The 14,125-nt window shown below is 62.3% G+C and carries 16 protein-coding genes and 1 tRNA gene; 7 read left to right on the top strand and 10 right to left on the bottom strand.

The annotated features are described in order from the left end of the window. The first annotated feature begins 66 nt into the window (after positions 1 to 66). From mnmC to ABDB81_RS09465, 7 genes are all read left to right on the top strand, one after another. Positions 67 to 2,007, top strand: a complete 1,941-nt coding sequence (mnmC, locus tag ABDB81_RS09435) for a bifunctional tRNA (5-methylaminomethyl-2-thiouridine)(34)-methyltransferase MnmD/FAD-dependent 5-carboxymethylaminomethyl-2-thiouridine(34) oxidoreductase MnmC (protein ID WP_346810701.1) — start codon at positions 67 to 69, stop codon at positions 2,005 to 2,007. 168 nt (positions 2,008 to 2,175) lie between these two features. Next, the gene (gene tig / locus ABDB81_RS09440) at positions 2,176 to 3,522 is read left to right on the top strand and encodes a trigger factor (RefSeq protein WP_137924473.1); all 1,347 of its coding nucleotides are present in this window, start codon (positions 2,176 to 2,178) and stop codon (positions 3,520 to 3,522) included. Between the two features lie 113 nt (positions 3,523 to 3,635). Further along, a complete protein-coding gene (gene clpP, locus ABDB81_RS09445) occupies positions 3,636 to 4,286 on the top strand; it encodes an ATP-dependent Clp endopeptidase proteolytic subunit ClpP (RefSeq protein ID WP_137924474.1) in 651 nt (216 codons plus the stop codon). 267 nt (positions 4,287 to 4,553) lie between these two features. Next, the gene (gene clpX / locus ABDB81_RS09450) at positions 4,554 to 5,831 is read left to right on the top strand and encodes an ATP-dependent Clp protease ATP-binding subunit ClpX (protein ID WP_346810704.1); all 1,278 of its coding nucleotides are present in this window, start codon (positions 4,554 to 4,556) and stop codon (positions 5,829 to 5,831) included. Between the two features lie 266 nt (positions 5,832 to 6,097). After that, entirely contained in the window at positions 6,098 to 8,509 is a 2,412-nt protein-coding gene (lon, locus tag ABDB81_RS09455; protein ID WP_137924476.1) for an endopeptidase La, read from the top strand. Positions 8,510 to 8,751: 242 nt separating this feature from the next. Next, a tRNA-Val gene (locus ABDB81_RS09460) sits at positions 8,752 to 8,827 on the top strand. A gap of 172 nt (positions 8,828 to 8,999) precedes the next feature. After that, positions 9,000 to 10,127: a site-specific integrase gene (locus tag ABDB81_RS09465; RefSeq protein WP_346810706.1), complete on the top strand. Its 1,128-nt coding sequence runs from the start codon at positions 9,000 to 9,002 to the stop codon at positions 10,125 to 10,127. Here ABDB81_RS09465 and ABDB81_RS09470 read toward each other — a convergent pair. The 10 genes from ABDB81_RS09470 to ABDB81_RS09515 form a co-directional block, all read right to left on the bottom strand. Continuing rightward, positions 10,093 to 10,344 (bottom strand): helix-turn-helix domain-containing protein, encoded by a 252-nt coding sequence (locus ABDB81_RS09470; protein ID WP_346810708.1) that lies wholly within the window; start codon positions 10,342 to 10,344, stop codon positions 10,093 to 10,095. The genes ABDB81_RS09465 and ABDB81_RS09470 overlap by 35 nt on opposite strands. A 78-nt stretch (positions 10,345 to 10,422) precedes the next feature. Then, positions 10,423 to 10,965: a lysis system i-spanin subunit Rz gene (locus ABDB81_RS09475; RefSeq protein WP_346810710.1), complete on the bottom strand. Its 543-nt coding sequence runs from the start codon at positions 10,963 to 10,965 to the stop codon at positions 10,423 to 10,425. Then, positions 10,962 to 11,351 (bottom strand): phage holin family protein, encoded by a 390-nt coding sequence (locus tag ABDB81_RS09480; protein WP_346810712.1) that lies wholly within the window; start codon positions 11,349 to 11,351, stop codon positions 10,962 to 10,964. Before ABDB81_RS09480 ends, ABDB81_RS09475 begins: the two co-directional genes overlap by 4 nt. After that, positions 11,339 to 11,704 (bottom strand): hypothetical protein, encoded by a 366-nt coding sequence (locus ABDB81_RS09485; RefSeq protein ID WP_346810714.1) that lies wholly within the window; start codon positions 11,702 to 11,704, stop codon positions 11,339 to 11,341. Before ABDB81_RS09485 ends, ABDB81_RS09480 begins: the two co-directional genes overlap by 13 nt. Continuing rightward, complete coding sequence (locus tag ABDB81_RS09490) at positions 11,701 to 12,252, bottom strand: glycoside hydrolase family 19 protein (RefSeq protein WP_346810716.1); 552 nt, start codon at positions 12,250 to 12,252, stop codon at positions 11,701 to 11,703. Before ABDB81_RS09490 ends, ABDB81_RS09485 begins: the two co-directional genes overlap by 4 nt. A gap of 117 nt (positions 12,253 to 12,369) precedes the next feature. Beyond that, positions 12,370 to 12,618 carry a hypothetical protein gene (locus ABDB81_RS09495; protein ID WP_346810718.1) on the bottom strand — a complete coding sequence of 83 codons (249 nt, stop codon included), beginning with the start codon at positions 12,616 to 12,618 and terminating at the stop codon, positions 12,370 to 12,372. After that, a complete protein-coding gene (locus ABDB81_RS09500) occupies positions 12,615 to 12,890 on the bottom strand; it encodes a hypothetical protein (RefSeq protein ID WP_346810720.1) in 276 nt (91 codons plus the stop codon). Before ABDB81_RS09500 ends, ABDB81_RS09495 begins: the two co-directional genes overlap by 4 nt. Next, positions 12,887 to 13,135: a hypothetical protein gene (locus tag ABDB81_RS09505; RefSeq protein ID WP_346810722.1), complete on the bottom strand. Its 249-nt coding sequence runs from the start codon at positions 13,133 to 13,135 to the stop codon at positions 12,887 to 12,889. The genes ABDB81_RS09500 and ABDB81_RS09505 overlap by 4 nt, the downstream gene beginning before the upstream one ends. Next, positions 13,132 to 13,827, bottom strand: a complete 696-nt coding sequence (locus tag ABDB81_RS09510; protein ID WP_346810724.1) for a PhoH family protein — start codon at positions 13,825 to 13,827, stop codon at positions 13,132 to 13,134. The genes ABDB81_RS09505 and ABDB81_RS09510 overlap by 4 nt, the downstream gene beginning before the upstream one ends. A 55-nt stretch (positions 13,828 to 13,882) precedes the next feature. Then, the gene (locus ABDB81_RS09515) at positions 13,883 to 14,125 is read right to left on the bottom strand and encodes a hypothetical protein (RefSeq protein WP_346810726.1); all 243 of its coding nucleotides are present in this window, start codon (positions 14,123 to 14,125) and stop codon (positions 13,883 to 13,885) included.

Raw genomic sequence — 14,125 nt, forward strand, 5'->3', positions numbered from 1 at the left:
GGGCGGTTTGCGAGGAGGGCGCTATGCTACCATCCGCCGCCATTTCCGGTCGTATCCATCCTCACCATGCCGCGCGATATCGCACCTCCCGCCCCTCATTCCGTCGATGACGAGACGCCGCTTGCGCGAGCACAACGCGTATTCCTGGGCGGCAACGGATTGCCCGGAAATTGGTCGGGACGTGACCAGTTCGTTGTGGTCGAGACCGGCTTCGGACAAGGCCTGAACTTCCTCGCCACATGGGAAGCGTGGCGGCGCGATCCGCAACGGTGTGGCCGCCTTCACTTTGTGGCCATCGACGCCTCGCCGCGTGATCTCTCTGCGTGGCATGTCGACGAGGATGCCCTCGCGCCCTTGACCGAGGCACTGGAGCGGGCACGGCCCGATGCATTGCCGGGCCTGCATCGCCTTACGTTTGAAGGCGGGGCCGTTGTGCTGACGCTGGCGTTCGGCAATGTGGAGGCGATGCTGTCCAAGCTGGCGCTCGGCGCCGATGCGTTCTATCTGGACGACACCTTCAGCGATGAAACGAACGTCGATGCGATCCTGCGCGGCCTGGCGCGACTCGCCCGCAAGGGCGCCACGCTGGCGACGCCAGCCACCCTCGACGTGGTGGGAGGGCTGCGGTCCATGGGCTTCGAGGTCGATAGCGGAACTGAGATGATCACGGCGCGCTTTGCGCCTGCCTGGAAGGTGCGCCGTCATGCGCCGCCCGATGCCGCGCAGTGGCCGGACCGCCATGCCATCGTGATCGGTGCCGGTCTGGCCGGCTGCGCGGTGACCGAACGGCTTGCCGCACGCGGTTGGCGAATCTCGCTCTTCGATGCTCACGAGGGTCCGTCGCGACAGACCTCGGGCCACCGTGCTGCGGCCATGCATGCGCACATGTCTCCTGATGACAGCCAGTTGTCGCGCTTGTCGCGGGCTGGAAACCTGCATGCGTTGCGCGCTTGGGAGGCCCTTGAAACAGCAGGCCACCCCGTAGGCTGGCATGGCTGCGGCGTGCTGCAGATTGGCGAGGACGAGGCCGACTGCGCCGTGCAGAACGCGGCGCTGGCCACGCTGGGTTTTCCCGAGTCGTTCGTGCGTTGGATGACTGCCGAAGAGGCGGCCGCGCGCCATGGCGCCGCCGTGCCGCGCGGTGGTCTGTGGTTTCCACGCGGGGGCTGGGTCGCGCCCCCCGATATCTGCCGGGCGCAACTGGCGCAGGCCGGCGAGGCGGTTGACGCGCACTTCGGCCACCGCGTCGCGGCGATCGCACATGTGGAAGGCCAATGGGTGGCACGGGATGCCTCGGGCAACGTGCTGGCCAGCGCTCCCGTGCTGGTGCTCGCCAATGCGCACGAGGCCGAGCGGCTGGTATCCAACGAGTTCCTGGCGCTGCGCCGCGTCCGCGGGCAATTGACAGATTTCGATGCCGCCCAGGCCGTCGCGGCGGGTAGCTGGCCCGACTGCGTGGTGACGGGAAACGGGTATCTGCTGCCGCGTGATGAGAGCGGCGGTACGCGCTTCGGCTCCAGCTATGAGGATGACGAAGGCCCGCTCGTGCAGAGTGCTTCGGTCCATGCTGAAAACCTTGCGCGGCTGGCGTCGCTGCTGCCGGCGCAGGCTGCCGCCATCGAGGCCATCGATCCCAAGACCCTGCACGGCTATGTGGGCGTGCGCACGGTCACTCACAATCGCCTGCCGCTCATTGGGGCCATGCCCGATGCGGCACAAGTGTTGGCGATGGCGCAGGTGGGTGGCCTGCGTGGGGCACACCTCCGCGATCTGCCCCGGATGCCGGGTCTTTATACGGCACTTGCATATGCGTCGCGCGGCCTCACATGGGCAACGCTGGGCGCGGAACTGATTGCCAGCCAGGTGGACGGCGAGCCGTTGCCGCTGGAGTCCGACCTGGCCGATGCCATCGACCCCGCCCGCCTGCTGCTGCGGGCGCTGCGCCACGGTCAACTGACCGATGCGGCAGTCCCGCGTCCGGAGCCGGATCAGGACCGCATAGGGTAAAAACTGCCGGAACCCAAAGAAAATCGTGCGATAATCCGCGTTTTCCGTCTGCGCGGGGCTTTTCCGCAAGTGCTGGTCGCGGCCAGGCGAGCGGCGCGCAGACAGGCGCAAACAGTAGGGCGCAAATGCTTGCGCTGACCACAACATTTCTGGATTGGATTGACGACCATGTCGAACATTGAAAACCTCGGCAAGCTGGACCGCAAGGTAACCCTGGCTATCCCCAAGGCCGAAGTGCAGAAGGAAACCCAGGAACGCCTGGTCCGTCTGTCGAAGACCGTGAAGATGTCCGGCTTCCGCCCCGGCAAGGTGCCGATGAAGATGGTCGAGAAGCAATATGGCCAGCAGGTCGAGTTCGAAGTCCGCTTCGACAAGGCTGCCCGCAAGTTCTTCGATATCACGCAGGCCCAGGAAGTGAAGGTTGCCGGCCAGCCGAAGTTCGATCTCAAGACCGAGGGCGTGTCGGAAGATGAAGTGGCATTCGAAGCCACCTTCGAGGTGTACCCGGAAGTCAAGATCGGTGACCTGACCGCCGCCGAAGTGACGCGTACCAAGACCGAAATCGGCGACGCCGAAATCGACAAGACCGTCGACATCCTGCGCAAGCAGCGTGTTCACTACCACCCGCGCGGCGAAGCCGGCGCGCATGGTGACGGTGGCGGCGACGTGGCAGCCAAGAACGGCGACCGCGTGACCATCGACTTCGTTGGCAAGATCGACGACGTGGAATTCGCCGGCGGCAAGGCCGAAGACTTTGTGTACGTGCTGGGCGAAGGCCGCATGCTGCCCGAGTTCGAAGCCGCCACGCTGGGTCTGAAGGAAGGCGAAAGCAAGACGTTCCCGCTGACGTTCCCCGAGGATTACCACGGCAAGGAAGTGGCCGGCAAGACCGCCTCGTTCACGGTCACGCTGAAGAAGGTGGAGTGGGCGCACCTGCCGGAAGTGGATGACACGTTTGCCAAGTCGCTCGGTATCGCCGACGGCAGCGTCGAGAAGATGCGCGCCGACATCCGCGAAAACCTGGAGCGCGAAGTCAAGCGCCGTACGCATTCCATGCTGAAGGACCAGGTCATGGAAGCCCTGCTGAAGGTCAGCGAACTGGACGTGCCGAAGGCACTGGTCGAGCAAGACCAGGAACGTCTGGTGGAAATGGCTCGTCGCGATCTGGAACAGCGCGGTATGCCGAACGCCAAGGACATGCCGATTCCGGCCGAGATGTTCGCGCAACAGGCCGAGCGCCGCGTGAAGCTGGGTCTGATCCTGGCCGAGATCGTCAAGGCCAACGGCCTGGAAGCCAAGCCGGACCAGGTCAAGGCCGAGATCGAAGACTTCGCCAAGAGCTACGAAGACCCGAAGGAAGTCATGCGCTGGTACTACGGTGACCAGCAGCGCCTGGCCGAGATGGAAGCCTACGTGCTCGAAAACAACGTGGTAAATTTCGTGTGCGACAAGGCCAAGGTCTCGGACAAGTCGGTTTCGTTCGAGGAATTGACTGCCGCGCCCGAGCAAGCCTGAGGTCGGGCATGGCCGGAAGCTGCCGGGCTGGATAGCCAGGCGGCACCGGCCAACGTCGATCGGCCTCGCGCGCTGGCTGATCGACGCCATTCCTGAATATCTGGAGAACCTGCATGACCCGCAATGATTTGCTTGATCGTCTGGCCACCACGCAGGCTTCGGCCCTGGAAACCCAGGGCCTCGGGCTGGTGCCGATGGTTGTCGAGCAGTCCGGCCGGGGCGAGCGCGCGTATGACATCTACTCGCGCCTGCTCAAGGAACGCGTCATTTTCATGGTCGGTGAAGTTAACGACCAGACCGCAAACCTCGTAGTGGCCCAACTGCTGTTCCTGGAAAGTGAAAACCCGGACAAGGACGTGTCGCTGTACATCAACTCGCCCGGTGGTTCTGTTTCCGCGGGTCTGGCGATCTACGACACGATGCAGTTCGTCAAACCGGACGTGCAGACGCTGTGCATGGGCATGGCCGCGAGCATGGGCGCCTTCCTGCTGGCAGCAGGCGCCAAGGGCAAGCGCAGCGCGCTGCCGAACTCGCGCATCATGATCCATCAGCCGTTGGGTGGTGCACGCGGTCAGGCATCGGACATCGAGATTCAGGCACGCGAGATCCTGTATCTGCGCGAACGCCTGAATAGCATCTTGTCCGAGGTGACTGGTCAGCCGGTCGAGAAGATTGCACGCGACACCGATCGCGACAACTTCATGAGTGGCGATCAGGCAGTGGACTACGGTCTGATCGACAAGGTGATTTCCCGCCGCGGTTAAGGTTCGGGCCGGTGTGCCGGCATGCCTGTCCGGTTGCGATATGCTCGGAACCGTCCGGGTAGTGTCGACAGGCCGGACGCCTGCCGCATGGCTGCGTTGAATGACGCAGGCTACACCGGAACGAGGCCACGCGCCTCGTTTTTGCGTTTTGCCCCACACGTGGGGGCCGCCGCCGACTGTGCCAATTGTTTTGGCGTATGATGCGTTTAATGCGTTTCCCGTTGGGCTCTTTCCGACGGGAACCACACTGCTAATGTGACGATTCCTATGGCGGATAAAAAAGGTTCATCCAGTGAGAAGCTTCTGTACTGCTCGTTCTGCGGCAAGAGCCAGCACGAGGTCAAGAAGCTGATCGCCGGCCCGTCGGTGTTCATTTGCGACGAATGCATCGACCTGTGCAACGAGATCATCCGTGACGAGGCCGCCGCGACCGACAAGGACGCCGCCGCCACGACGCGCTCGGATCTGCCGACGCCCCACGAAATCCGTGAAAGCCTGGATCAGTATGTGATCGGGCAGGAGCAGGCCAAGAAGATTTTGGCCGTCGCGGTCTACAACCATTACAAGCGTCTGAAACACCTCGGCAAGAAGGATGAAGTCGAGTTGTCGAAGAGCAATATCCTGCTGATCGGTCCGACCGGTTCCGGCAAGACGCTGCTGGCGCAGACGCTGGCCCGTCTGCTGAACGTGCCGTTCGTGATCGCCGACGCGACCACGCTGACCGAAGCCGGATATGTGGGTGAGGACGTCGAGAACATCATCCAGAAGCTTCTGCAGAACTGCAATTACGAAGTCGAGAAGGCGCAGCGCGGCATCGTATATATCGACGAAATCGACAAGATTTCGCGCAAGTCGGACAACCCGTCGATCACGCGCGATGTTTCCGGCGAAGGCGTACAGCAGGCACTGCTGAAACTGGTCGAGGGCACCATGGCCTCGGTACCGCCGCAAGGTGGTCGGAAACATCCGAATCAGGATTTCCTGCAGGTCGACACGACCAACATTCTGTTTATCTGCGGCGGTGCGTTTGATGGCCTGGAAAAGGTCATCATGCAACGTTCCGACAAGACTGGCATCGGTTTCGACGCGCAGGTGCAGAGCAAGGAAGAACGGGAAGTCAGCGAGGTATTGCCGCAGACAGAGCCGGAAGACCTGATCAAGTTCGGCCTGATTCCGGAACTCATCGGGCGCCTGCCCGTCGTGGCGACGCTGGCCAAGCTGGACGAGGCGGCGCTGATGCAGATCCTGGTCGAGCCCAAGAACGCGCTGGTCAAGCAGTATCAGAAGCTGCTGGCCATGGAAGGCGTGGAGCTCGAGATTCGTCAGGCCGCACTGACCGCCATCGCCCGCAAGGCGATCCGTCGCAAGACCGGCGCGCGCGGCCTGCGCTCGATCCTCGAGCAGTCGCTGATGGACGTGATGTACGAACTGCCGAACTACAAGGGTGTGCAGAAAGTGGTGATCGACGAAAACACGATCACCGGCGATGCGCCGCCGCTCCTGGTGTACGAAGAGCAGCAGCCCAAGGTGGCCGGGTCCAACTGACACGCGAGGTTATCTGACGCCCAACGGATGGACCCACGTGGTCCCTGCAACACAGGCGAAAATTCAAGCGGCCGTTCGCTGGGAAGCGAGCGGCTTTTTTTCTTCAATTCCACAAACGAACCGGAGAAAACGCGGGTATGCTGTTTCACTGGGGGTCGCAAGTGCAGTTTGCAGCATGTTGGTCTGCGCCGGGAATTGATGATGGGTATCTTGCAATCGAAACCCGCGACCCTATTTACGCCTTATATGACTGACTGGGGAAAATGATGTCCGGAACACAACTCCTCCCGGCTGAGCCGATTCGCCTCCCACTGTTGCCGCTGCGCGACGTGGTGGTGTTTCCGCACATGGTGATCCCGCTGTTCGTGGGTCGCCCGAAGTCCATCAAGGCGCTTGAGACTGCGATGGAGTCGGGCAAGAGCATCATGCTCGTGGCCCAGAAAACGGCTGCCAAGGACGAACCTACTGCCGAAGACCTGTACGAGGTCGGCTGCATCGCCAACATCCTGCAAATGCTGAAATTGCCTGACGGCACCGTGAAGGTGCTCGTGGAAGGCACGCAGCGTGCAAACATCACCGAGGTGAGCGAAGACGACTCGCATTTCATGTGCGAAGCCGTGCCCGTGCCGCCCGCTGCCGTCGAATCGGCCGAGACCGAGGCCCTGCGCCGCGCGATCGTGTCGCAGTTCGACCAGTATGTGAAGCTGAACAAGAAGATTCCTCCCGAGATCCTTACGTCGCTGTCGGGTATCGACGAGGCTGGCCGCCTGGCCGACACCATTGCCGCGCATCTGCCGATCAAGCTCGAGCAGAAGCAGAAGATCCTGGAAATGGTGAAGGTGACCGAGCGCTTGGAGAGCCTGCTGTCGCAGCTCGAAGGCGAGATCGACATCCTGCAGGTGGAAAAGCGCATCCGTGGCCGCGTCAAGCGCCAGATGGAGAAGAGCCAGCGCGAGTACTACCTGAACGAACAGGTCAAGGCGATCCAGAAGGAGCTGGGCGAGGGCGAGGAAGGTGCTGACCTTGAAGAGCTGGACAAGCGCATCAAGGCTGCCCGCATGCCCAAGGAGGCCAAGAAGAAGGCCGATGCCGAGTTCAAGAAGCTCAAGCTGATGTCGCCGATGTCGGCGGAAGCCACCGTCGTGCGGAACTACATCGACACGCTGGTGAACCTGCCGTGGCGCAAGAAGAGCAAGGTCAACAACGACCTGACCAACGCCGAGCGTGTACTCGACGAAGATCATTATGGTCTGGAGAAGGTCAAGGAACGCATCCTTGAGTATCTTGCCGTGCAACAGCGCGTGGACAAGGTCAAGGCGCCGATCCTGTGCCTGGTTGGGCCTCCCGGCGTGGGCAAGACCTCGCTGGGCCAGTCGGTGGCACGTGCGACGAACCGCAAGTTCGTGCGCATGGCGCTGGGTGGCGTACGTGACGAAGCCGAGATCCGCGGCCACCGTCGTACGTACATCGGTTCGATGCCGGGCAAGATCCTGCAGAGCTTGTCGAAGGTCGGCGTGCGCAACCCGCTTTTCCTGCTCGACGAAATCGACAAGATGGGCATGGATTTCCGTGGCGATCCGTCGTCGGCACTGCTCGAAGTCCTGGACCCGGAACAGAACCACACGTTCCAGGACCACTACATCGAAGTGGACTTCGACTTGTCCGATGTGATGTTCGTGGCGACGTCGAACTCGCTGAACATTCCGCCGCCGCTGCTGGACCGGATGGAAGTGATTCGCCTGTCGGGCTACACCGAGGACGAGAAAGTCAACATCGCCACGCGCTACCTGCTGCCCAAGCAGATTCGCAACAATGGCCTGAAGGTTGGCGAGATCGAAGTCACGGAAGCTGCGATTCGCGACATCATCCGTTACTACACGCGTGAAGCGGGTGTGCGGTCGCTGGAACGCGAAGTGTCGAAGATCGCCCGCAAGGTGGTCAAGCTGCTGCTGCTGAAGAAGGAATCGGGCGCGGTCAAGGTGGATTCCGAGAACCTCGACAAATTCCTTGGCGTGCGCAAGTACGACTTCGGCCTGGCCAACAAGGAAAACCAGGTGGGGCAAGTGACTGGCCTCGCATGGACCGAAGTGGGCGGCGACCTGCTGACGATCGAAGCCGCGATCATGCCGGGCAAGGGCAACATCTCTCGCACGGGTTCGCTGGGCGACGTGATGAAGGAGTCGGTCGAGGCTGCGCGGTCGGTGGTGCGTTCGCGGGCGCGTCGCCTGGGTATCGCGGATGAGATGTTCGAAAAGCGCGACATCCACATCCACGTTCCTGAAGGTGCCACGCCGAAGGATGGTCCGTCGGCCGGTATCGCGATGACGACCGTGCTGGTGTCGGTGCTGACCGGGATTCCGGTGCGTGCCGACGTGGCGATGACTGGCGAGATCACGCTGCGCGGCGAAGTGTTGCCGATCGGCGGCCTCAAGGAGAAGCTGCTGGCAGCCCATCGTGGCGGCATCAAGCTGGCGCTGATCCCCGAGGAGAACGTCAAGGATCTCGCGGACATTCCCGATAACGTCAAGAACGCCATCGAGATCGTGCCGGTGCGCTGGATCGACAAGGTGCTGGAGCTGGCGCTGGAGCGCAAGCCCGAGGCGCTGCCCGATGAAGAAGCCAAGCCTGCCGATGTGGCAGACAAGGCAGCTTCGCAGGTGGAACGCATTCATCACTGAGTCGTAACGCTGCAGGAATCGCTGTGAAAATCGGAAACGCCGCAGGGTAGAACCTGCGGCGTTTCTGTTTTGAGGTGCCAATGAGGCGATGTGGCGCATATCTCGCAAACAACGCTTGGCAAATCGAAAACTCTCGTATTACAATCGCGGCCTCGCAACGCAAACAGCGGCAACGAAGCAGTAACTGCCGAGTCGTGCGCAGCGGGATTACCCAGCAGGCAAATGGCTTGCGATGGTCGAATGGGTGCTTAGCTCAGTTGGTAGAGCGGCGCCCTTACAAGGCGTAGGTCGGGGGTTCGAGCCCCTCAGCACCCACCACTCGATCATCAATATAATCAAGGACTTAGAGCGATCTAAGTCCTTTTTTATTGCCTGTCTCACCTCCCCGTAGGCCACTCTAGCCCACGCTCTACCACCCAGAATCACGCTTCTACCACCCGGAATAACGCCTGAAAAGGCGTAGAATGGCGAGTCCAACCGGAGAAGGACCATGGCGGGGAAGAAACTAGCGGCCAACGGGAAGTGGCAGTACACGTTCAAGCGCGCGGGCGTCCTGGACAAGCCCATCTACCTGACGTTCGAGAGCGAGGAGGAGGGAGACGCTTACGCCATCAAGCTCGAGGCGCTGCTCGACCACGGCATCGTGCCCACGGAGTTCCGTGGCCAGGACAGCGTCACGACCTTGAAGGAACTGGTGCGCCAGTACGAGCTGGACGCCCACCCCAGCACGAAAGACCAAGGGGCGCTGCGCGCGTGCCTGCGGCTGTGGGGCGAGACCCAGCTCAAGAAGATCAACGCAGCCTGGGTCGATGAACGGATCTCCGAGATGAAGCGGCTCGAGACGCTGGCCCCTGCCACCATCCGGGCCCGGATCGGGGCCATGGCACGGGCAACCGACTGGGGTATGCGCAAGGAGCTCCTGGTCATGCCCGATCATCCCTTCAGGACCCTGCCGGACGGCTACGCCCAGTACAGCAAGGCAGACACTGCCGCAGCCGGTGTTAAACGGGAGGACGTCGAGCGGGATCGCAGGCTGGAGGCCGGGGAGTATGAGCGCATCCTGGCGATGATCGAAGGGGGCGTGTTGCCGCGTAAGCAGCGACCCCTGACCCTAGACTACCCCACAGCCTACCGGGCGTTCTTTATCCTCGCCGTGGAGTCCGCCATGCGGATGTCCGAGATGTACACGCTCTCGGTGGACCAGGTGGACCTGCCGAGGCGCACGGTGTTCCTCGATAAGACCAAAAACGGGGACAAGCGGCAGGTGCCGTTATCGACCGTGGCCGGGGCGCTGCTGCGCGACTACCTGGCGGAACGCGAGATACCCGAGAGGCATCCGCAAGATCTGGTGTTCCCGTGGTGGAATGGGGACCCTTCGAAGAAGGCGAGGGAGAAGCTGTCGGACGAACTGTCGAAGCGTTTCAAGGACATTTTCAAACAAGCGAACTGTCCAGGTCTGCTATTTCACGACCTGCGTCACGAGGCCGTGAGCCGATTGTTTGAGAAGACGACCCTGTCGGAGAGCCAGATCATGAAGATCAGCGGCCACAAGAGCCACCGTATGATGATGCGGTACGCGAACCTTAGAGGCTCGGACCTCGCCGCGGCACTCTGGTGACGGAACGGGTTCCCTTGGAGGCCAGCCGTTCGGCGGTCTGCGCAATGATCAGCTTCTCGGCGTAGGCCAGGACGTCCTTGGTCATCATAACCCAGGAGCGCCCCACCTTGCCTGCGGGGAAGGCTCCGGCGCTGATCAACTCCAGCACCCGGTTGGGGTGCACATGGAGGATATCGGCGGCGCCGGGAACGCCGACGGTTGGGGTGCTGTGAGTCATGGTGGAGCAGAGGAATCAGTGGGGCCATTCTAGGGCCTCAAGTCACGCTTTTTCGCTCCACGGGCGGGTCAGTATGCGCTACTGCTGGTTCAACTGCTCCAGCTCACCGCTCAAGCGTTCGTACAGGTCTCGCAGCTCGGTGAGATCACCCTGGCAGCGGGTAAGCTTGCGCACGACCCCATTTGCGCGGGCGGCTTCAGCGAGAAGAAATTCACCAGCCGGCACTGAAAGTTCGGCTCCTCCGGCTCCATCATCACCGGATTTGCCGGCGCTAGCTTGGGCACCGGTGCCACCAACTTGTACTGGCTTGGGGCCGGGGTCCCGCATCCGCAGAGTGCCAGCGCGCAGCTGAGCGATAAGAGCATCGCGTTGATCGACTTCATCTTGCTTCTCCTTCGTGAGGCGCGCGACCGACTGTGCCAGCTGGTACGCGCTGAGTTGCTCGACGGCCCGCACCTTGGCGGTCGCCTGGTCCCCCACCTTGTCGAGCTTCTTCTGCAGCTCGAGCTTGGCGGTCGTCATCTGCTCGATCTCGAGCAGGTAGTAGTTCCTGGTCAGGAAGAGGGTGGCCAGGGCGGCAAGCGCGGCCACGATCAGGTAACGGGCGACGGATGAGGTCATGCATCCTCCTTTTTGCCGAAGCGGCGCTCCATGATCCAGTCGATCGCGCGCGAGCCACCGTAGCCGGACAGCGTGATCAGGCCGGCCTGGTACAGGGCGCTGATGCCTTGCGATTGGCCAAAGAAGAACGAGAGCAGGCCGGCCACCAGGCTGGCCATGAGGTCCTTGGCCACCTCGAGGGGCACGGACTTCACGACCACCGTCGGGTCCGAGAGCTTGCGCAGCGTCGAGGCCAGGCCGCCGACCAGGGCCAGGATGGTTGTGAGCCAGAGCGCTGCCGGCGGCAGCTTCAGGATCTCGGTGTGGAAGGTGATCTCTGCCGCGTAGGCCGCCGTCACCCAGGCCAGACCGAGGACAGTCCAGCACAGTTGAATCAGTTGAGACACCGCATACCCCTTGCATGGAGGGCTTCCTTGAAGCCCAGGACGAGTCCGAACACAGCCATGCTGATGAACAGGACATAGGACTGCCAACCCAGGTCGACGCGGAGCAGGGTGGCGACGTACAGCTGGCTCACGTAGATGAAGGCCAGGACCACATACATCTGCGCGCGGCGGGCAATGGCCCACGGCCAGTGGAAGCCCTCGGGCAGGACGTCGTTGATGAGGTAGTCGAGCGAGAGGACGAGGACGCAACCGGCGAGGACTAGGAGCATCACGGTGTGCGCCAGCGCGCTCGACATCAATACGGCACCGGCGAAGAAGGCGTACATCAGACGTGCAAGAGCTTCGGCTTTCACTTGGTGACTCCCAGGGCCCGTTTCGCACGGTCCCAGAACTGTTGACGATCGGCGAGGCCGTTGGTCCCGCCGTTGATGCGCCTTGTCAGGCCAACGAAGTCGTCTTTGTCGGCGTAGCTGTTGAGCTTGTTCGACCACCAGAAGAGCGCGGAGGCGGCGCAGCCGGCCGGCGGTTCAGCAAGGAGCTCGGGGTGGTTGACCAGATCGAGGTCGAGGTACATCAGCGCGGCCACATAGTTGTGCAGGCCAGTGAGCTGGATCGGGCCGCGGCCCTTATAGAGCTGCCCGTCGCCGTCAGCCTCGGGAGTGTTGCCGAGCGCGACTGCCTTCTTACCGGTGTCGTAGGCCTGGCCGCTGGCCAGCTCAACCATGTAGCGCAACTCGCCGGACTCGTGCGAGACCTGGGCGAGGAATGCGGCCAACCGTCCGGGTGTGTCGATCTCGAATCTCGCGCATGCATCGGCGAGCGCCGGCGCGAACACCTCAGCTTTCGCCTGGGTCAGGTGCGGCATGATTTGCCGCAGCAGCTGGGGTGTGATCAGGGACATGGGGCATTTAAAAGAAATGCCCTACTGGTTAGCTGGAACCTTCAAAGAATTCTCTGAGAGGGGAAGGTCGCTAATTTTCGGGCGTGCCCACATTTTGATTTTCGGTTACCCGAAAATCTAAGGTTCTCTTTGCACCGCCACCGATACAACAGGGTGGGCCTTGCCGTAGATCATGAGGAGGATTGGCATGCCCGCCTGCAGGGCCTTGAGATCCTCCGGCGACGGTAGCCATGCAGAGACCATCACCGGCCCTTGGTCAGTAGCGACATCGAGCACCGGCAGGCCTTCACAGGCGCCTTTGCTGTGGTCCCAATCCTTCGGTGCGCCGAGCACACGCGTGAAGCCCTCGATCGTTCCGATGTTCATACCTTTCCCCATTGGTGGACGCGGGCACGAGCCGCTGAGCGAGCCTTCTCCAGCTCCCGCACGTCACGACGATCGCTGGCGCGCACCAGCAGCGCGAACAGTGGGGCGAACGGCACGAGCAGCGGCAGGATGAGCAGGCCGATCACGTAGATCAGGGCCTTCACTCCTTCGACGAGTTCACGCCAGTACCAGGGTGCACGTGCCCACGACGTAGTCATTCCGACGGCAACCTCACGCAGGTATCGCCAGTAACTCCATTCGTTGCGGCTCATGCTCGCTCCTTGAACCACTCGGGCAGCGGGAAGCGCTCCGTGAACTTGTAGCCGACGGCGTCGCGCTCGTGGATATCGATCTTGGTTGCCTCGGGCCACTGGCGCAGGATCTGCGCCTCATCGTCGGCGTAGGCCACGACGATCGCGTAGTCATCGCCGTAGCCGGTGACCCAGTAGGGGTGGGGGATAGGCCAGACGACCGGGCGCGGGTCGTTGGCATTAACGTAGAAGCGCGCGCGGATCATGCTGCGTAGGCCTCCACCATTTCCTGGCACAGGGCCGACCGGACCACATCCTGCTGGCCATAGTGGACGAAGGCCACGCTTGGGCTGTTGCGACCGCGCAGGCGAGCCACTGCATCCTCCAGGCCGCTCGGTACCTTGATGTCGATCTGGTCCAGGTCCCCGTTGACGATCACCTTCACGTTCTCGCCCAGGCGCGTCAGGAACAACCGCATCTGGCCGACCGTCGTGTTCTGGGCCTCGTCCAGGACCACGAAGCAGTCCTTGAACGAGCGCCCGCGCATCAGCGCGAGCGGCGCCATCTCGATTCGTCGCGTCTTCAACAGGGCCTGCACATGGCCAGAGCCGGCGCGCTCTTCTAGCGCTTCACGGAATGGGGTGAAGTAGGGGGCGAACTTCTCGTTGGCGTCACCAGGCAGGAAGCCCATGTGCTCTTCGGCCTCGACCATCGGGCGCGTGATCACAATGCGCTCCACGTCCTCGTCGGCCAGGGCCTCGAGTGCGAGTGCTGCGGAGAGGAAAGTCTTGCCGGTGCCGGCGGGGCCGAGACCAAAGGTGAGGGGAGTGTTGCGTACAGCGGTGAGGAACTTGCGCTGGCGCGGGTTGCGGGCCTCGAGAGGTTTGCTGCTGCGCTTGACGAAGTAGTCGGCGAGCAGTTCAGCATCGGCGGTTTGCTTCTGGCGGGGCTTTCCCATAAATGAAAATGGCAGAGAGGGTTGAACTCTCTGCCATTATGGGAGCGCGATGTGCTTACGCCGCAGGGGTTTCGGCCTCGGTAGTCGCTACCGGATCGACCACGCCATTGTCCCTCAGCAGCTGACGGAGACGCTCCAGCTCGCGGTGCGTGCCCTGCAGCTCGGCTCCTTGCATCTGGATCACGGCGTCCTTCTCGGCCAGTTGGTTCTGTGCGTCGTTGCGCTGCTTCACCACGGCATTGAACATCGCCTGGTTGTAGGCTTCCTGCGGGGAGAGTTGGGGTTGCGGTTGGCTCAT

Source organism: Cupriavidus sp. DL-D2 (genome assembly GCF_039710735.1).
Classification (GTDB): domain Bacteria; phylum Pseudomonadota; class Gammaproteobacteria; order Burkholderiales; family Burkholderiaceae; genus Cupriavidus.